Source organism: Sphingomonas sp. JC676, assembly GCF_014489075.1.
Classification (GTDB): domain Bacteria; phylum Pseudomonadota; class Alphaproteobacteria; order Sphingomonadales; family Sphingomonadaceae; genus Sphingomonas.
In genome coordinates this window covers 152926-171826 of record NZ_JACTGR010000003.1, presented here as the reverse complement: position 1 = coordinate 171826, position 18901 = coordinate 152926, and the positions used below count along the sequence as shown (strand labels likewise).

General features: G+C 61.9%; 16 protein-coding genes. 13 read left to right on the top strand and 3 right to left on the bottom strand.

Annotation, left to right across the window (positions count from 1 at the left end; genetic code table 11):
- Positions 1–252: 252 nt before the first annotated feature.
- The 3 genes from IAG41_RS11440 to IAG41_RS11430 form a co-directional block, all read right to left on the bottom strand.
- The gene (locus IAG41_RS11440) at positions 253–1047 is read right to left on the bottom strand and encodes a hypothetical protein (protein WP_187728776.1); all 795 of its coding nucleotides are present in this window, start codon (positions 1045–1047) and stop codon (positions 253–255) included.
- Between the two features lie 322 nt (positions 1048–1369).
- Positions 1370–1993, bottom strand: a complete 624-nt coding sequence (locus tag IAG41_RS11435; RefSeq protein ID WP_187728775.1) for a RelA/SpoT domain-containing protein — start codon at positions 1991–1993, stop codon at positions 1370–1372.
- Positions 1990–3009, bottom strand: a complete 1020-nt coding sequence (locus IAG41_RS11430; protein WP_187728774.1) for a hypothetical protein — start codon at positions 3007–3009, stop codon at positions 1990–1992. The genes IAG41_RS11435 and IAG41_RS11430 overlap by 4 nt, the downstream gene beginning before the upstream one ends.
- A 613-nt stretch (positions 3010–3622) precedes the next feature.
- Here IAG41_RS11430 and IAG41_RS11425 point away from each other — a divergent pair.
- The 13 genes from IAG41_RS11425 (at position 3623) to IAG41_RS11365 (ending at position 18856) form a co-directional block, all read left to right on the top strand.
- Entirely contained in the window at positions 3623–3850 is a 228-nt protein-coding gene (locus IAG41_RS11425) for a hypothetical protein (RefSeq protein WP_187729172.1), read from the top strand.
- A gap of 59 nt (positions 3851–3909) precedes the next feature.
- The gene (locus IAG41_RS11420; protein ID WP_187728773.1) at positions 3910–8076 is read left to right on the top strand and encodes an RHS repeat-associated core domain-containing protein; all 4167 of its coding nucleotides are present in this window, start codon (positions 3910–3912) and stop codon (positions 8074–8076) included.
- Positions 8077–8468: 392 nt separating this feature from the next.
- Positions 8469–8795, top strand: a complete 327-nt coding sequence (locus tag IAG41_RS11415) for a TrbC/VirB2 family protein (protein WP_410468088.1) — start codon at positions 8469–8471, stop codon at positions 8793–8795.
- A gap of 1 nt (position 8796) precedes the next feature.
- Positions 8797–9081: a type IV secretion system protein VirB3 gene (locus tag IAG41_RS11410; RefSeq protein WP_187728772.1), complete on the top strand. Its 285-nt coding sequence runs from the start codon at positions 8797–8799 to the stop codon at positions 9079–9081.
- The gene (locus IAG41_RS11405) at positions 9060–11414 is read left to right on the top strand and encodes a VirB4 family type IV secretion/conjugal transfer ATPase (protein WP_187728771.1); all 2355 of its coding nucleotides are present in this window, start codon (positions 9060–9062) and stop codon (positions 11412–11414) included. The genes IAG41_RS11410 and IAG41_RS11405 overlap by 22 nt, the downstream gene beginning before the upstream one ends.
- Positions 11411–12649, top strand: coding sequence for a type IV secretion system protein (locus tag IAG41_RS11400; protein WP_187728770.1), 1239 nt, complete (start codon positions 11411–11413; stop codon positions 12647–12649). Before IAG41_RS11405 ends, IAG41_RS11400 begins: the two co-directional genes overlap by 4 nt.
- Positions 12646–13431 carry a virB8 family protein gene (locus IAG41_RS11395; protein ID WP_187728769.1) on the top strand — a complete coding sequence of 262 codons (786 nt, stop codon included), beginning with the start codon at positions 12646–12648 and terminating at the stop codon, positions 13429–13431. The genes IAG41_RS11400 and IAG41_RS11395 overlap by 4 nt, the downstream gene beginning before the upstream one ends.
- Positions 13428–14120, top strand: coding sequence for a TrbG/VirB9 family P-type conjugative transfer protein (locus IAG41_RS11390; protein ID WP_187728768.1), 693 nt, complete (start codon positions 13428–13430; stop codon positions 14118–14120). Before IAG41_RS11395 ends, IAG41_RS11390 begins: the two co-directional genes overlap by 4 nt.
- A complete protein-coding gene (locus tag IAG41_RS11385; RefSeq protein WP_262408621.1) occupies positions 14120–15223 on the top strand; it encodes a TrbI/VirB10 family protein in 1104 nt (367 codons plus the stop codon). Before IAG41_RS11390 ends, IAG41_RS11385 begins: the two co-directional genes overlap by 1 nt.
- Positions 15220–16215, top strand: coding sequence for a P-type DNA transfer ATPase VirB11 (gene virB11, locus IAG41_RS11380; protein ID WP_187728767.1), 996 nt, complete (start codon positions 15220–15222; stop codon positions 16213–16215). Before IAG41_RS11385 ends, virB11 begins: the two co-directional genes overlap by 4 nt.
- Positions 16212–16601: a TrbC/VirB2 family protein gene (locus IAG41_RS23475; protein WP_187728766.1), complete on the top strand. Its 390-nt coding sequence runs from the start codon at positions 16212–16214 to the stop codon at positions 16599–16601. Before virB11 ends, IAG41_RS23475 begins: the two co-directional genes overlap by 4 nt.
- 429 nt (positions 16602–17030) lie before the next feature.
- On the top strand, positions 17031–18014 hold the full coding sequence (locus IAG41_RS11370; protein WP_187728765.1) for a ParB/RepB/Spo0J family partition protein: 984 nt from the start codon (positions 17031–17033) through the stop codon (positions 18012–18014).
- Positions 18014–18856, top strand: coding sequence for a hypothetical protein (locus IAG41_RS11365; protein ID WP_187728764.1), 843 nt, complete (start codon positions 18014–18016; stop codon positions 18854–18856). Before IAG41_RS11370 ends, IAG41_RS11365 begins: the two co-directional genes overlap by 1 nt.
- Positions 18857–18901 lie beyond the last annotated feature (45 nt).

Sequence of the window (18901 nt, the reverse complement as noted above, 5' to 3'; positions counted from 1 at the left end):
GCAAATTCCTCAGCAAGCAGGGACTTGGGGATGATCCATATCTGTTGCTTTAGGCCCGAGACCGAAATTGGCTGCTTTGATGCGAATGTGTGAGGCACGGGTGACAGTTCGACAGGGGAGGGTTCATGTGCCTCGCCTGACCCGTGCGCGGGTGAGACTGGGGTCAAGTGGACGAGGCTAAAGCCAAGCCGAGCCGAGCCGACCAAGCTGGTGTCGTCGGCGGAATTGGCGGGGCACGGAGCGCTGCCCGCCCTAGGAGCCCGTCGAGGCCTTGAAGTCAAATGTATAGGTCGAGGAAGCGCCATCCTTGCCTAGCGTCATGGATAGGTTCCCCGGCGATTGGGATCCCACCAGGGGCAGCAGGGGAGGCAGCACGTAAGCGAATTGTTTCTCCAGTCCGGAGTGTGATGGATCATAGGGCAGGGACGGGAAATCGGGCAGCGCCGGCACGAGGGACACGAGTGTCTCATGGGCGATGTGGCGCATAATCGCGAAATGCATGCCAAGTGGCGTGGCTTCGTTGGACGCGGTTCCGCCTGCGCTCCAGCCTGCGCTCTTCAACGCGACCTCGATATAGGCTTGGAGCGGCGTCTCATATCCGTGTCCCCCGCCATCCTTGTTCCGCATCTGAGTGATGAGCTCGCGCCTTGTGATCCGTAGGTTGGCGTTGGGGGAGGTGAACACGGGCTCCGGCCACCACTTTCCGAGGCGCAGCCAGCTGGTCGTCGCATTTTCCCCCGAGCAGAACGGCAGGAAGCGACTCGTTTTCGGTGCGATACCCAGAATGGCTGCACTGGAATTATAGGAAGGAATATACCCCGGGTCCGCCGGACCATCGCTTCCCCTGATGGAAGCGAACCGAACCTCTCGATCTTGAACGAACTTCCCGCCGCCGGGGGTCTGGAGCATGTCCATAAAGATGGTGCCCAGGCGGACCGCAATTGACTTCGCGTGCGTTCGCTTCCCGGCGTCATACAGATCGCAATAGTCCACCAATAGGGCGAGCTGCTCATGAAGTTGCCCGGCGATTTCGGTCTCTGCATTCATGTAGGCCCTTTGCCATGGGCGGACCCGCGTTCCAAGGTGGGCGCTCCCTCGACCGATAGCCTGCGAAGGGGACGACGAGCCCGGTCGCGGCGCGTAACGCAGGAGACCTACGATGCCTGGTGGAACGAGATGCAGGCGTTACTTGACAAGGAACAGCCGCAAGGTCGGACAGTACAGACTTAGGAAAGCCCCGGTGCTGGCCGCACCACGCGCTTTCAGCTCCGCTTCGCGCCCAATCTGCGCTGTTTCGGACTGCGTTAGTTGTTCCCGGAACCCACTGTCATCCTCGCTTCCAGTTGAGATGATTGAAGAAGCAATCTGCTTAGCTCACCTTCGCAGGATCGTGCAGCCCGCAGAATAGCTCGTCGAACGCGCGGTCGGCGCCCCAGGCTTGAGCCGAGGCGAAGGCCAGCATGCGGTTCTGGTCAGATATGAGACCGCCCCCTTCGGGCTTGTAACCAAGGTCGTGATTTGCCTCCGACCAGGCGTGCTGGAACAGCGTCTTCACTTGAAGTTCTAAAAAGTTTGGGACGTGTTCTGCAGGCCAGTCTGGCATAATCAGTTCCGCCGGGAAGAGGCACACCGAGTGCCAGCCGAAATACCCGAACTCCCATTCGGATGCTGGAACGAGATCCCTCGACTCGACCGGCCGCAGGTAACGCATGAGGACTTCACGGACGCGCACGACATCTGACTTGTAGAAGACGGTGACGCGAGCGCCGATCTGGTCTTGGATCTGGGCGAGCGGATATTCATATTTTGGAACACCCTGGTCCGTCACGTTCCTGGACTTGGCGACAAACCGGTCGACGCTCTTGGCACGCGCGCCAATCCGGTCGATCCGCTGCTGGTCACCGAGATGCTCCGCCAGCAAGTCGGAAAGCGAAGCGGCAAGCGGCACTAACACCTTGTCGTGGCGTGCCTGATATTCGCCCTCGATCGTCACCGCGGCGTCTTCTCAAGCTTTTCGCTAACAACTATTCCGGTCGCCGTGTACGTGACCTGCCCCTCGGCGTTCGGCTCACCATGAGCGAACACCTGGTCGAAATCGGTGGCGGCAGCGGTCAGGATGGCGCCCGAGTGAAGCTCGACGGACTTATACGGAAGTTGGCGGTTGAACTCTTCTGCGCTAAACCGGAACTGCTCTTTGAGAAGCCCTTGATGCCGCATCTGCCCCGTGATCGCATCCCGCGCCGGCTGTGAGAGGCCGAGGCGGGCAAGGAAGTCGTTCGCAGTCATCACCTGATCGTTGAGACCGGGGCCGAGTGTAGCAGCAGCGGTAATCTCTTTCTTAATGTCGAGATTTTCGGTCGCTTTCGCCGCGTTCCGCATGGCCACGGCCAGAACCCGCGTGCCTGTCGCCGAGGTAGTCTTGAAATCAGAGTCCAAGAACTCTGTTATCCAGTAGCGCGAAACCTCCGTCTCGCTGCTGTTGATCTGTCGGTCGACGGCTTTTGCCATCCAGAAGCCGTGGTCTGTGACTGAGTCCTTATAGAGTACAGCCTTGTAGGACCCGACACTCCTTAGGAAGACGCGCTCGACGAATTCGACGCTGAGCGCTTCCCGGTTCTCGTCCGCTAGGATACCGCTGTTCGCAGCGAAGCGTGCGATCACGATCTTACGCTGCAGCCCCGCCATGCCGGTCGCGAGGAAGAGAAGGCCGAGCGCCGACCGCCGTGTCGAATGAGCCGCCAGGCGGGTCGCGAGAGGAAGCCCGGTCGCAACCGATGGCGCCCGCGCGTATGCGAGCAGGAGCGCACGACACGGGTTTGAACCTCCGTCGTCGGCCGGCTGGTTGAACGCTATGTCGATCGAACACTCACGCTCCGACTTCACATAGACATCCTCGAGAAGCCTGAAGACCTCGCCTTCCAGAGGCACGTCCGTGCCGCTGACCAACCGCGGGTCGACCGCACCCTTGTTCGGATAGACAAGGTATGTCTGAAGATGTTCGATACTCAATTCTGCCCCCCAGAGGGCAGTTACTAACAGTCTGGTTTCACGTTGTGAACGGCCCCGATCGGCTATCACGTCCGAGGCACGATTCACTCCGGACTCAATCCGCGAGCTCCAGTATGCCAGCGACATGAGCGGCGGGTTCTTGACAGCTCACCGAGGAGGTTCGCGTGAATACCATGCCGTCCTCGAACACAGCGTTTGGCCAGTGGATCGTACGTGAACACAAAAATCTGTCACGCCGACGCCCCGGCGAAAAAAACAGTGGTGGAAGAAGCATTTGCGGACAGAAAGGCGGCTCTTAATCATGCGCTTGGCGTCCGTATCGCCTAGCTGACCTGATGCGCCAGCTGCGGCAGACCTCCGAAAATGATCAAAGGCCTCGCTCGTTAAGGGACCAGTCGGGCAAGCCCAACTTGTCGAATGAATGAGTTAGCAGGTTAACGTTTGCACACCATAATTACCTTCATTTTGGATGATATTATTTTTGAAAATTCATTTGCTCGTCAGGGCAATATGAGGTTGTCTGAAGAAGTCTTAGTGCATGATTCGAAGCCTCCGGACGATCTCGGCTGGAGTGGACCCTCAAGCGACTAAGCGGGGCAAATCGGGGGAACGCATGCGGAGAGTCGTCGCGTCGATTTTGGGGTTGGTTGGTGTTTGCGCTGCGAGCGCGGCCATAGCTAGCGAGACTGTCACCTATACCTATGATGCGAAGGGTCGCCTGGTGAAGGTCGTGCGCACCGGCACGGTGAACAACAACGTCACCTATGACTATACCCAGGACAAGGCGAACAATCGGACCAATGTGAAGGTCACCAATTCGCCCAATGCGCCGCCGCCCTGAGACCCTGATTCTTTCTCATAATCCAGGCTTGCTGACCATCTAGGTTCGGAGAACCGATAATGCTGAATAACGTCAGGGCGCTGCGCCCCGGCGGCGGGAAGACCGTTGCCAAATTGCTCGCGCGTTCGCTGCTCGTTTCCGCCTCGCTGCTGTCGATAACGGCGCAGAGTGCCTCTGCGCAGGGCGGGCCGCCGGTACGCCAGTCGATCGACGGAAACGGCGTCGATCTGTTCCTCGGCAAGATGAACTTTGATGGCCCGTCACTGAGTGCGGGCAGCGATGAGGTTTTGGGCATCAACTATCGGAAGATGCAACGCGGCAGCGCTTATTTTGGCGATAGCGTCTGGGCCTCGCTCTACGACAGCGCCGGCACAGCGATTGTCGCCATCGGCGGCCGCTCGGACCGTTTCACGGTCTCGGGGACGACCTATACGCCTACCGAGGGCAACGGCGCGTCACTGACCCTGAGCGGCACGCAATACACCTACACCGCGCGAGATGGCACGGTCGTCCATTTCGACAAGGCGAAGCAGGGCGCCTATCCCTATCAAACGGCGGTTGCCCTCGTCACCGATCTGACGAGCCCGTCGGGCGCGTCCTTCACCTACACCTATGACGTGCTCAATTATTGCGTCAGCTACAAGGAGCTCTCCGATCACTTCGTCTGCCTGCAGCGTGGCAACGCTTACCGGGCCGGCACGGCCACCAGCAAGGGCGGCTACCAGATACGGTTCCTGTATAACGAGATCGACCCGGTCAACGAGTCCGAGGGTGAGTTTCCGAACTTCAACATCTGGGGCCAGGCCGTCGGCGTTCAGCTGAAGAACACGCTCATAGCCGGCTCCACGCCGCGCACGATGACGTTCGGCAGCACGTCCAGCGGGATCACGATCACTGACCCGATGGGGCGCACCACCACCTATCGAAATGCCGTGCCGGGTCTGGCCGGCATTACCCGCCCCGGCAGCACCGGCGAGGACGTGACGATCACCTATGACGGGTCGGGCCGCGTGTTCACCGTCACCAATGCCGTGGGCACGACGACCTATACCTATTCGGACGGCGGCGGGTTTCGAACGACGACGGTCACGGATCCGCTCGGCCATCCGACCGTCTATGTGTTCGAAATCGCTTCGCAGCGAATGAGGTCGGCGAAGGATCCGCTACTGCGCACGACGCAGTCGGATTATGATGCGTCCGGCCGCGTCACCAAGGTTACGGCGCCCGAGGGTAACTATACGCAATATAGCTACGACGCGCGCGGCAACGTGACCGAGACGCGCGCGGTGGCAAAGACCGGTCTGAGCGCCGGGGACATCGTAACCACCGCCGATTATGATACGTCGTGCACCAGCGTTGCGAAATGCAATCAGCCCAACTGGACCAAGGACGCCAGGGGCAACCAGACCGACTATAGCTACAACACGACCACCGGAACGCTGACGACCGTCGCGGCGCCCGCCGTAGGCGGCGTGCGGCCGACTACGACCTACAGCTATACGGCCGTCAATGGCGTGCAGCTTCTCAGCGGCACGTCTATGTGTCGGACGACGGCATCGTGCGTGGGCACGGCGGACGAGGTCAAGACCACCATCGGTTACAACACCAACGGCCTTCCGACGACTACCACCAGCGGTGCCGGAGATGGCTCGCTGACCGCCACGACCACGATAGCCTATGACGACTTTGGCGATACCCTGACCGTTGATGGGCCTCTGTCGGGGATGGCCGATACCACGCGCTACCGCTACAACGCCGATCGGGAGCTGGTCGGCGTCACCAGTCCCGATCCGGATGGAGCCGGATCGCTCAAGCCGCGTGCGCAGAAGTTGACCCGCGACGACAAGGGACGCGTGACCCTGAGCGAGGTCGGCTTTGTCAACAGCCAGAGCGATGCAGACTGGGCCGGATTCTCGACCATGCAGCAACTGGCGACCAGCTATGACGGCGTCGATCACAAGACGAAGGAAGTGCTGACAGCGGGCGGCGGCACCTTTCAGGTGACGCAATATAGCTATGACGGCGACGGCCGGCTCGACTGCACCGCGGTGCGGATGAACAGCGCGAGCTGGTCCTCGCAGCCCGACGCCTGCACGCAGACGACCGCGGGGGCGGCGGGGCCGGATCGGATCACGCGAAACAGCTACAGCATCGCCGATCAAGTCACCAAGGTGCAGACGGCCTATGGCGTGACCGGTCAAGTCTCGGACGAGGTAACCGGTACCTATACGACCAACGGCAAGCTCGCGACCGTGACCGATGCCGAGAACAACATGACCACTTACGAATATGACGTGTTCGATCGCCTATCAAAAACACGCTATCCCGTCACAACCAAGGGCGCACTCGCAAGCTCGAGCACCGATTATGAAGAACTTGTTTATGGCCCGGCGAACAATAACGTTACTAGTCAGCGGCTCCGCGACGGCAACACGATCGCGCTCACCTATGACGCGCTCAATCGGGTGACGTTCAAGGACGTACCAGCCACGGGAGTTTATTACGATTACGACATCACCTATGCCTATGATCTTCTCGGTCGACTGTCTTTGGCAACAAACGCGCTCGGCGTCTCGACCTCCTTTACCTATGATGCACTTGGTCGCGTGGTCACCGAAGCCGATTATCACGCATCGAAGACGATGCAGTACGATCTCGCCGGGCGGCAGACGCGCCTGACCTGGAGCGATGGTCTATATGTTGCGTATGATTATCTCGTTACCGGCGAGGTGACGGCGATCCGGGAGAATGGCGCGACTTCGGGCGTAGGCGTGCTGGCGACCTACGCCTATGACTATCTGGGTCGCCGGACGAGCGTGACTCGTGGCAATGGTACAGTGACGAGCTACAGCTATGATTGGATCTCGCGGTTGGAGTCGCTCACGCAGGATCTGGCTGGCTCGAGCTATGACTTCACCAACGGGTTTACCTATAATCCGGCGGGACAGATCGCGAGCGTGACGCACTCGAACGACGTCTATGCCTGGAACGGTCACTACAATATCGATCGCAGCTATACACCCAACGGGCTAAATCAGCTGACAACGGCGGGTTCGACGAGCTTGGGCTATGATGCGCGCGGCAACCTGACCAGTTCGGGCGCCAGTTCGTACATCTATACGAGCGAAAACCGCATGACCAACGGCGCAGGTAACCTGCTGGCCTATGACCCGCTTGGGCGCTTGCTTCAGGTTTACAGCACCTCCGGCGTGGATACGCGGTTCGATCCGGTCGGCGACAAGATCGTGACCGAGATAAGCGCACCCACGGGCACGATCCTGCGTCGCTACGTCTATGGTCCCGGCACCGACGAACCGGTAGTATGGTACGAAGGCGCGGGGACCGGCGACCGGCGCTGGCTGCATGGCGACGAGCGCGGATCGGTCGTGGCGGTAACCGACAGCTCGGGCAATGTCGTATCGGGCGGGATCAACCGCTATGACGAATATGGCATACCGGCGAGCACAAATATCGGGCGGTTCCAATATACCGGCCAAGCATGGATTCCCGAGCTCGGCATGTATTATTACAAGGCCCGCATCTACTCGCCGACCTTGGGTCGGTTCATGCAGACCGATCCCATCGGATATGGCGATGGGATGAATATGTACGGATATGTTGGCGGAGATCCGGTCAACAACACCGATCCGCGAGGCTTGAAGTTAGTGTTTTCGTGCGGAACAATGGGGGATGGGCCAAGAGTTTGTGGATGGCACAACTTGTTTGATCCCATCGGAGAGACCCTGCAAGGTCAAAGCGCCGGTGCCATCGGAAGAGGTGACCGGCCAATTGAACCTGGCGGCGGACAAACGGTCCCTGAGTTCGAATGTAAGGAGGGGGACAAGAGTTGCGAGATCACACTTAAACCGGATAAGGTGGAGTCGAAAAAGAAGTCTAGGTTGGGTTGTCTTGGCTCTGCGCTTTGGCAAAACAAGACAGGACTTCTTTTGGATACAGCGGGCTGGGCCTTGGAATTGTTTCCGGTCACCAGGGTGGCAAAGGCGCTTGGCGGCATGGCAATAGGCGCCACAGGAATGGTCGCTGGGGCAATGGACAAAGATCTTGCTGGAGCAGGGTTAGCCTATGCCGGAAAGCAGGGAGCCGTCGGAGAGGGGCTTGGCGTAGCTGCCGCGAAACGCCTCGGAACCGTTGCTCTCGCGGGGTCTACTGTATATGATGTCGCGAAGACTGCGGACGCCTATAGTAAGTGCGTACAAGGAGGATGACGTGATGTTTTCTGCACTCTTTAGAAAGAATTATAACGGGATTTTTCTGTCAGACATAATTGTCACGCTGGGTTCTTTTATCGTTTCATCATTTTTTTTCACCTTGGAGCGATCCCTGTTGATTTGTTTTGTAGTTGGGACAATTAATGTTGTAATAAATATGAAATGGGAACTAAGAACTAAGATTTCGTTTTGGTTTTTATTGTTCATTTTTCTCGTAGTGCATATGATTTTGATATTTTCAGTTCCGATGCCACGCGAATTTAAAATGGCCGCGGCCTTTGCGCCCGTGATCATCGTCGAAGGGTTGGTCTTACTTGGAATAACCAGATTACTTGAGACTAGCAAAAGTTGATGGCGAATTTCGGGACCATTTTCAGAGGGGCCAAGTGATAAAAGTTGATAATCGGGGCCGGTTCGCCGGTGGAGCAATTGTTGCTGCGCTGAGCTGGGTCAACTCTGCCATCGCGCAGGATATTTCCGCGGATCCGCAAGGCTCAGGGGTTCTCATTTCCGCCATGCATTGGCTTGAGGGAACGCTGCTCGGCACTGTCGCTACGGTCGTTGCGGTAATCGCGGTGGCGGCCGTCGGGCTGCTGATGCTCACCGGCCGGATCAACTGGCGCTATGGCGCGACTGTGATCTTGGGCTGTTTCATCCTGTTCGGCGCGGCGAGCATCGTTGGGGGCATCAAGTCTACCGCGCAAATGAGCCAGTGACGTGAACGGCTTGGAGCGCGACCAGCTCTTCGTCGCCCTAACGCGACCGCAGATGTTTGCCGGTGTCACCTACAGCTATTTCATCGCCAATGCGGTGGTGGCGACCGAGCTGTTCCTGATTTTCAAATCGGCTTGGGTGGTAGCGATTGCGCTCGCCATACATGTGGTCGGCGTAGTGCTGTGCCTGCGCGAGCCGCGCTTCTTCGACCTGTGGCTCGTGCGTATCGGCCGCTGCCCGCGCGTGCGTAACTACGCGATCTGGCGATGCAACTCCTACCGCCCCTGACGCGGGACCCCAGGGTGATCGAACGGGAGGCGCCGGCTGGGCGACACCTCCCGTACGCGCGCCATGTCGACGATCATACGATCGAGACGCGCGACGGGCTGCTGCTCCAGGTGATTCATCTGCGCGGGCTGCTGTTCGAGACCGCCGACACCGAGGAGATCAACTATCGCAAGCGCCTGCGCGACGCGATGCTGCAGTCGATCGGGTCGTCGCGCTTTGCGGTCTATCACCATGTCGTGCGGCGTCGCGTCGATGCGGAACTGACCGCCGAGTTTCCGGACGAATTCTCCGGACGGCTCGATGCGGCGTGGCGGGCACGGCTCGCGAGCAAGCGGCTCTATGTCAATGATCTGTTCCTGACGCTGGCCCGCCGTCCGCTCCAGGGACGGATCGGCCTGTTCGATCGGCTGCGCGGCACTCGGGCGGAAGCGAATATCGCCAACGAGCTGCGCCAGCTCGACGCCGCGCGCGATGCGTTGCTGGCGGCGCTGGGCAGCTACGAACCGCGCCTGCTCGGCACCTATCAGACCGCACAGGGGCCGTGCTCCGAGCCGCTCGAATTCCTGTCGTCGCTCTACAATGGCGAGATGCGCCCTGTACTGCTGCCGATGCAGGACCTGGGCGCCTATCTCCCCTATCGGCGCGTGAGCTTCGGGCAGGAGACGGTCGAACTCGGGGCCGCGGGCGCGGTGCCGCGCAGCTTTCTCGGTCTCATCTCGATCAAGGATTATCCGGGGCAGAGCGCGCCCGGCATGCTCGACGAGCTGCTGCGGCTGCCGTTCGAGCTGGTGATCTCGCAGAGCTTCGGCTTCGTCGATCGCCAGGCGGCGCTCTCGAAGATGAATCTCGCGCTCCGCCGCATGCGCTCCGCGGAGGACGAGGCGGTCAGCCTTCGCGCCGATCTTTCCAATGCCAAGGACGATGTCGCCGCCGGCCGCGCGGGGTTCGGCGAGCATCACATGACGGTCGCGGTGCGCGGGGATGCGCCGGCGCAGGTCGACGAAGGCGTCGCCGAGGTGCAAGCGGCGCTGGCGGACATGGGGATCATCGCGGTACGTGAGGAGATCGCGCTCGAGCCCGCGTTCTGGGCGCAGTTTCCCGGCAACTCCAAATATATCGCGCGGCGCGGGCTGCTCTCGACGAGCAATTTTGCGGGCTTCGCCAGCGGCCACAACCTTCCTCAGGGCAAGGCCGACGGCAATCACTGGGGCGAGGCGGTGACCCTGCTCGAGACGACAGCGGCGGGCCCTTATTATTTCAACTTCCACCAGGGCGACCTCGGCAACTTTACCGTGATCGGGCCGTCGGGCTCGGGCAAGACGGTCGTGCTCAACTTCCTGCTCGCCCAGGCGCGCAAATTCGCGCCCCGGATCATCTTCTTCGACAAGGATCGCGGCGCCGAACTGTTCCTGCGCGCGATTGGTGGACGGTATGACCTGCTGCGTCCGGGCACGCCTTCGGGCCTCAACCCGCTGCAGATCGACGACACGCCCGCCAACCGCCAGTTCCTGATCGACTGGGTCGCTTTGCTCGCCGGCGGTGCCGACATTGAGGAAACGGCGCGGATCAAGGACGCAGTCGACGCCAATTTCGATCAGCCACCGGAACATCGGCGGCTGCGCCACCTCGCCGAATTGTTCCGCGGCGGGCACCGTCCCCATGAGGCAGACCTATGGGCCCGGCTGCGGCCCTGGTGGGGTGAGGGCGAACGCGCCTGGCTTTTCGACAATGCCCGCGACGAGACCGACCTGGTAGCCGAGACGGTCGGGTTCGACATGACCCAGATCCTTGACGATCCGGCACTGCGCACCCCGGCGATGATGTATCTGTTCCACCGCGTTGAGGAGCGTCTGGACGGAACCGCAGCCATCATCGTGGTTGACGAGGGCTGGAAGGCCCTCGACGACGATGTGTTCGTGCGACGGATCAAGGACTGGGAGAAGACGATCCGTAAGAGGAACGGAATCGTCGGCTTCGCCACGCAGAGCGCGCAGGATGCGCTGGAGAGCCGGATCGCCAGCGCTATCATCGAGCAGGCGGCGACGCAGATCTTCATGGCCAATCCCAAGGCACGCTCCGCGGATTATATCGAAGGCTTCGGGCTGACAGCGCACGAGTATGAGCTGGTGCGCACGCTGCCGGACAATGCCCATTGCTTCCTGATCAAGCATGGCAATGAGAGCGTCGTAGCGCGCCTCAATTTGAGCGGGGAGCGCGACCTGCTCACCATCCTGTCGGGCCGCGAGCGCACGGTGCGTCTGCTCGACGAGATCCGCGTGACGAGCGGCGACGATCCGGCCGCGTGGCTGCCGCGCCTGCTGGAGGTCGCATGAGCGGGACGTGCGCCGGCATCGTCGACGGCGCGTTCCTGCCGAGCGTGCTCGGCTTTGTCGACTGCCAGGCGCAGGCGATCGGTAGCGGTGGTTATCAGGCACTGGCCGCGCCGGGATCTTCGCTCTCCCTCATGCTGACCGGCCTGCTGACTTTGTTCATCGCGTTCTTCGGGTACCGCATGCTCTTCGGGCAGGTGCCGGGGGTTCGGGACGGTGTCGTCGCGCTGGTCAAGATCGGGATCGTGCTGGCACTGGCGACGAGCTGGGCGGCCTATCGCACGCTCGCTTATGACGTGGTGTTCCATGCGCCAGCCGAACTTGTCGACACCATCGGCGCGCCGGCCGGGCTTCCCGGCGCGCAGGGAGGAATTGCCGAGCGGCTTGGGCAGGTGGACAATGCGCTCATAGAACTGAACCGGCTCGGGGTAGGCGGGCGCACGCTCGGCACGATCGATACGGTGCGCACCGTCAACGGCCAGCAGGTGACCGTCGAGGCGCCTGTGCAGGAGCCGTCCACCATTTTCGGTTCTTCCGGGCTGGGAACCGCGCGGCTGGTGTTCCTGACCGCGACGATCGCAGGATTTGCGTCGGTGCGACTGGTTGCCGGCCTCCTGCTGGCGCTTGGGCCGTTCTTCATCGCCTTTTTGCTGTTCGAAGGGACGCGCGGCCTGTTCGAAGGCTGGATCCGCGGTATTGTGGCAGCCATTATCGGCGCAGTTGCCGTGACCATCCTCCTCGGTATCGAGCTGGCGCTGCTAGAACCCTGGCTTGGTCAATTGATCGCGCTTCGGCAGGCCGACCGATCCATTGCCGGCGCAGACACCGAATTACTCGTCGTCGCGCTTGCCTTTGCATTGGCGCTACTCGCAGGGTTGGGGATGTCGGCGCGGGTTGCCATTGCCTTCCGCTTGCCGGCGGCGTGGCGTGCGGCAGCCGGTGACCCCGTGGCACAACTTCGCCCAGAAGAGGCGATGCGACCGGCTGTAGTGGGCGGCCCGGAGCGCCAGCCGTCCGAGCAGCATTCGCGCGCAGCCGCGGTGGCCGAAGCGGTCGCCGGCGCGCAGCGACGTGAGGTGGCCTCGACAGCTTCTGCCGGCGCGCCTGGTCGTACCGTAGGACAGGGACCAACCCGAGACGTTGCGGTGGCGACGCCAACACCACTCGGGCAAAGCTATCGGCGCCGGACCCAGGGCCGCGTATCCGCCAGCGCCGGGCGACGGGACAGAAACGCATGAAAAGCAAGTCGCGTGAGGCGCTCGACGCCTATTACCGGGAGGCCGGAAGCTGGGCATTGGACCGGCAGGACATGCTGCGCGCATCGCGGCGCACGGCCTGGATTGTGGCAGGTGCGGCAGCGGCGATCGCCGTGCTGGAAGCGATGGCGCTCCTGCTGCTGACCCCGCTCAAGACGGTGCAGCCCTATACGCTGCTGGTCGACAAGCAGACCGGGTTCGTCCAGGCGCTAAAACCGCTCGATGCGCAGCAGGTCAGCGGCAACAGCGCGTTGACCCAATCCTTCCTTGTGCAATATGTGATCGCACGCGAGAGCTTCGACGCGTCCGCCCTCCAGGCCAATTATCGCAAGGTATCGCTCTGGTCGGAAGGCGATGCGCGCAGCGCCTATGTGTCGAGTGTCCAGGCGTCCAACCCCGACAGTCCGCTGGCGCGGCTGCCGCGCTCGAGCCTGATCGAAACCCGGGTCAAGAGCGTGTCGCCGCTGGGCGCCAATTCCGCGCTGGTGCGGTTCGACACGGTGCGGCGCGACGCCGGCGGCAGCGCGTCGGCTCCACGCTCCTGGGTGGCGGTTATTCGATACCGCTACTCGGGTGAGCCGATGAGCCTGGAGGACCGATTCATCAACCCGCTCGGGTTCGAGGTCATCCGCTACCAGCGCAATGCCGAGGCCTTGCCGCAAGCGGAGCCCTCCGCTGCGCCAACACCCGCGGTCGCGGCCACGCCGCAAGCCGTCGCTCCGGCGATCGTGCCACAACCATCCCAGAACGCTCTTCGGCGATGAGGATCGCTCTCGTCCTGCTCCTCGCGCCGTTGGCGGCTCAAGCTCAGGTGCTTCCGCGCCCGGGCTTGGGCAATCCCCATGTCCAGTCGGTCACCTATGCCGATGACCAGGTCGTGACGCTCCAGGCGGCGCCCGGCTACCAGCTCACGGTCGAGTTCGCAGCCGACGAGCGTATCGAGAATGTAGCACTCGGCGATAGCGGTGCCTGGCAGGTCTCAGCGAACAAGCGCGGCGACCGTCTGTTCCTCAAGCTGATCCAGCCGGGTGTTGCGACCAATATGGTGGTCATAACCGATACGCGGGCATATTCCTTCGATCTGGCGCCCTTGGGCGAAGCCCAGCCGGACATGGCCTACACTGTCCGGTTCCTCTATCCGTCGCCCGTACAGGCCGGTGCCGCAGCGGAAAATGCCAAAGGCGAAGCCCCGCTCGGTCGCTACAGGCTTCGCGGCGTTGAAAGCCTCCGGCCTGCCGGGATGCATGACGATGGCACCCATACCTACATAGAATGGCCTGTCGACCGGCCGTTGCCGGCGATCTACGCCATCAATGATTCGGGCAACGAGAGCCTCGTCAACGGCATGATGCGCGACGGGCGCATCGTCATCGACAGCGTCCAGCCGAAGCTTGTGTTCCGGATCGACAATCGCAGCGCGACGGCGACGCGCCTTCCTGTCCAGGCTCCCTGATGGCGACCGCACCCGAACCCGTTGATCCGCGCACCGCGGGTGAAGCCAAGGTACTTCCGTTGGTCGCGCCGCCCCGCCGCGGCGTGCCCGGCTGGGTGATCGCCGTGGTCCTCGGGCTGTTGGCAGTCCTGTTGTTCGCAGTGCTGGACGCGCGCCGCAGGGCGCTGACAGCGCCGGCCGTCCGTGCGCGCACTGTGGACGCAGTGGCGACCCCGGCCCCACTGCCTGCGCTGTACGTCCCACCGGAACTGGCCCCCATCCCGCCGCCGGCTTTAGCGCCTGTTGTGTCGGTTGCGCCCCCGGCCGCCGTTGTTCAGCGGCCGGCGCAGACGACGCCGCAAGTGATCTATGTGCCGCAGCAATCCATGGCACCGATCCAGTCCGAGCCACCCCGTCCGACCCGGGCGGCAACAGATCCTGCGCTGGTGATCGATACCACCGCGCCAGGCATTTCGGCGCCCGCCGGATCGAGCGGCGCGACGCCTGGCGGGGCCGCGGAACCGCAACAGCCATCGATTGCCGTTTCGCGGACCGGCGCCGGCGTGCTGGCGAACCGGGCCACCACGGTATCGCAGGGCACGCTGATACTGGCAGTGCTCGAAACCGCGCTCGATTCCACCCGCCCTGGTCTCGCACGCGCCATCGTGTCACGCGACATTCGGGGATTCGACGGCAGCCGGATACTCATTCCGCGCGGAAGCCGATTGATCGGCGAGTACCGCTCCGACGTGGAGCGCGGGCAGAACCGCATGCTCGTCAACTGGATCCGGCTGATCCGTCCGGACGGCGCCACCATCGCGATCGGATCGCCCGCCACCGATCCGCTGGGGCAAGGCGGAATCAAGGCCCAGGTGAACAGCCATTTCTTCGAACGGTTCTCCGGGGCGATCCTGCAATCGGCGCTGGACGTGGGCGTGAACCTTGCCTCGCGTGCGGCGGATTCCTCGGTGATCGTCGCGCTCCCGGGAGCGCTCCAAGGTAGCGGCGGACAAAACAGCCTCACTCAGAACCAGGTGCGCCCGACGCTGAAGGTGAAGGCGGCGACCAGCATCTCGATCTTCGTGGCACGCGACCTTGATTTTACCGGGGTTGAGAGCCGATGAGCAGCGCGGTGCTGGCGGCCGAGGGACAGGTCTATCTGCGGTCGTATCTGGCGCCGCTGACCGGAATGCTGGCGCGGCCCGATGTTACCGACATTTACGTCAACCGACCCGGCGAGATCTGGGCGGAGACGCTGGGCGGTGCAATCGAGCGTCACGACGCCCCTGCGCTTGATGCATCAACGCTTGATCGCCTGGCGCGCCAGATCGCCGCTTTGTCGCACCAGGGGATCAGCCGGGAGCATCCCCTCCTGTCCGCCGCGCTTCCCGATGGCGCGCGGGTCCAGGTCGTGGCGCCTCCGGCGACGCGCGGGCCGATGGCGATAGCGATCCGGAAACATGTCTCGTCGGATCTGACACTGGACGGTTACGTCGCCGCTGGGGCCTTCGCTTCGACCAGACGCGGCGAGGTCGGTGGCAAGTCCAATGCCGATACTCGCATGGCGGAATTGCTCGGCGCGGGTGACATTGCCGGCATGCTCGCCACCGCGGTGCGGGCGCGCAAGAACATCCTGGTCTCCGGCGGCACTTCGACTGGCAAGACGACGTTTCTCAATGCGCTGATCCGTGAGATCCCAGCCGAGGAGCGGTTGATCCTCATTGAGGATACGCCGGAGCTGCACCAGCATCACGATAATCTGGTCGGGTTGCTGGCGGTGCGCGGTGCCCTGGGAGAGGCGCGCGTCGGTGCCACGGACCTTCTTGCCGCGTCGCTGCGCATGCGGCCCGATCGTATCATCCTGGGCGAGTTGCGCGGCGAGGAGGCCTATACGTTCCTTCGCGCGATCAACACCGGCCATCCGGGTTCGATGACATCGGTCCACGCCGATTCCGCCGAGCGCGCGATCGAGCAGGTCGTATTGCTCGTCCTGCAGGCGGGTACTCAGCTCAGCCGTGATGATGTGCGGCACTATGTGAAGAGTACGGTCGACGTGTTCGTTCAACTCGTGCGAATTGGGGGCAAGCGCAGCGTCGGCGAGGTGCGACTGGCGTGACCTATTTGCTGGTGTTCGCCGCTTCCGCTTCGCTCGCCGATCCGCCGGGATCGAGCGTATTGCTGGCGGCTGTATCCTGGCTGCAGGGGACCGTTTTGGGGACGATGGCGACCACCGTGGCGCTGGTCGCCGTCGCGGCTGTTGGCATGATGATGCTGACGGGCCGGATCCATATCCGCCGCGGCGCCACCGTGATCCTCGGCTGTTTCATCTTGTTTGGCGCGCCCGGTATCGCGGTCGGAATTCAGAATGCGACGCGCGGGAGCGACCGGATGATGACTCAATCGAGACCAGTTGAGTCGTCACCGTTGGCCAATCTATCGGCGCCCGCCGCGCCGTCATCCGGTTATGATCCCTATGCCGGGGCTTCTTTACCACATCGCTAGTTAACTCACGCGCAATGGTTTCTTCGCCCATTATCCGCCACTTGAAGATGCAGAGCGTGGTGCCGAAAGCTGCCGTTTTGCAGGTGGGACTCGAATGTCCGCTATGGTGGAGCATGTGTATTCGCCCTTGCAGATAATCGAAGCGATGAAGGTCGATAACGCAACGCCTCGACCGAGAGATTGAAAGCCGGGAGGCGCGGCCGCCGGGCAATACAGGCGATAACCGGGAAGGAGCGAGGAAGTCGGTCCGCTCTTTCGGGAATTAGTCGGCGTCAGCCATCACCTGTTTGGACGTGGACTCGAGACTTCTTGATGTCCTTCGCAGTCACTTTCGAATTTGCGGGAATCTCTCGAAGCAATCGCTGAGGAAATGGGGCCTCGCTCCCTCCTGTTGATTGCCTCCCTTTTGTAATACTGTAAGGTTGAACGATGGCGAAAGAAGAACCTGCCGATGCGGTCCAACCAGCCCCCGTCAAGCCACCCCGGCCGCAAACGGTCCCGACTAATTCTCTAAAGGCCAATCCACACAATCCGCGAGTCTTGTTCGACGAGGCGCCGCTGCAAACACTCGAGGCGTCGATCCGGAAAGTAGGCGTGCTGGTTCCGCTCACCGTTTACCAGGCCGCTGGTAGCAAGAATTACACCATTCTCGACGGGCAGCGCCGCTGGATATGCGCGCAGCGGATCGGGCTGACCGAAGTTCCGATCAACCAAGTGACCGAGCCGACGCTGGCGCAGAACATCGTCACGATGTTCCAGATCCATAAGCTGCGGAAAGACTGGGAGCTGATGCCGACGGCGCTGAAGCTCGGCGTGCTGATTGAAGAGCTTGAGGAAAACCGGGACACGGCGCTTGCTCATCTCACCGGTCTCGACGTCGCAGTGGTAACGCGGTGTAAGAAACTCCTGTCGTTCGAGCCCGAGTTTCAAGACAGGATGCTTGATCCGGATCCTGAGACCCGGCTCAACGCAGACCTGTTCATCGAGATGTACCCGATCATTACCGACCGTACGGTGCGTTCAGCCGATTGGTATAACCGCCGCGTGCTGATCCTAGCGCTTATGGATAAATATATCGAGTCCAAGTCAGGATTCCGGTCAGTAACGGACTTCCGCAAGATCAAGGCCTATCTCACCGCCGCAAGGAAGACTGGAACCGAGAACCAACTGCTGGTGAAGCTGCACCGATTCATCGACGATCCAGGAATGACGATCCATGATCTCGAGGTCGACGAGGCGCGAATCCACACTGAAGCAGATAGCTTAACGCGACAGATCAGCCGCTTGCGGTCGATTATCACCGCGCTCGATCCCGACGAGTTCGTTGCCGAGGAAGGCCTGTGGGAAGAGCTCGAGGGCCTGTTGCTCGATGTCCGCGCGAAGCTCGAAGCCGGCGAACGGCGGTCCCTCTGATGGCGGGTGAGGGCGGGGACGACGCCGAGTGGGAGCAACTGGCGTCCAGCGAGCAGCTCGAGGCATGGGTCAAGCGCTTCGCCGGCTACCGACAACCGCCGACCAAGGATATTCTGTGCAAATGGCTGAGCCGCTTCCAGCCGGAGCATCTCGGAACGGCCCACAAGGTTCTTGATGCCGTCATCGTGGTCTCCGAACGCGAAATCCACGAGGGCTACCGCGACGCGCTCACAGCTTTGCCGGGCTGGAGTAAGTCAGCGGCGGCCCGCGAGGGGCGCTGGTTCTTCGTTGGAGTCGGCGGAGCCGGGGAGAGCGGCCCGGCAATGCTGCGCATGTTCCGGGAAGCGAATGGCCTCACCTCGGCGCAGTGGCAGGATTATTTCAAGATGCCGCGCGAACTCCCGCGGCTTGCCTTAACGGCCTACGACCACGTCGTCTTCGTCGATGATTTTGCCGGCACTGGCCGGCAGATCGTCTCCTACTGGCCGCTCATGCAGGAGCTCGTTGCTTCGGAGGCGAGCTGCTACCTCCTTCTAACGGCGCTGACTAATGATGCAGAGCGCAGCATCCAGGACAATACCGAGCTGGACGTGCGCGCGCGTCTTAGGCTTGACGCGACGGCCAATGTTTTCGCGGCCGCGTGCGGCCGGTTCGATGATGACGAGCGGCTGGTCCTGGTGGATTATGGGAAGACGGCCTGGCCGTCCCATCCCAAGGGGTTCGGCGATTGCGGGCTCACGCTGATTCTTAGCCACAAGACGCCGAACAACACGATCCCAATCCTGCATGCCAATCACGAGCATTGGGAAGGTCCATTCCCGCGCAATCTGCTGGCGGCTTAGCGCCCGTGAGAATGGCGCCATGCACTCCTCTCCGACTGCCGGACG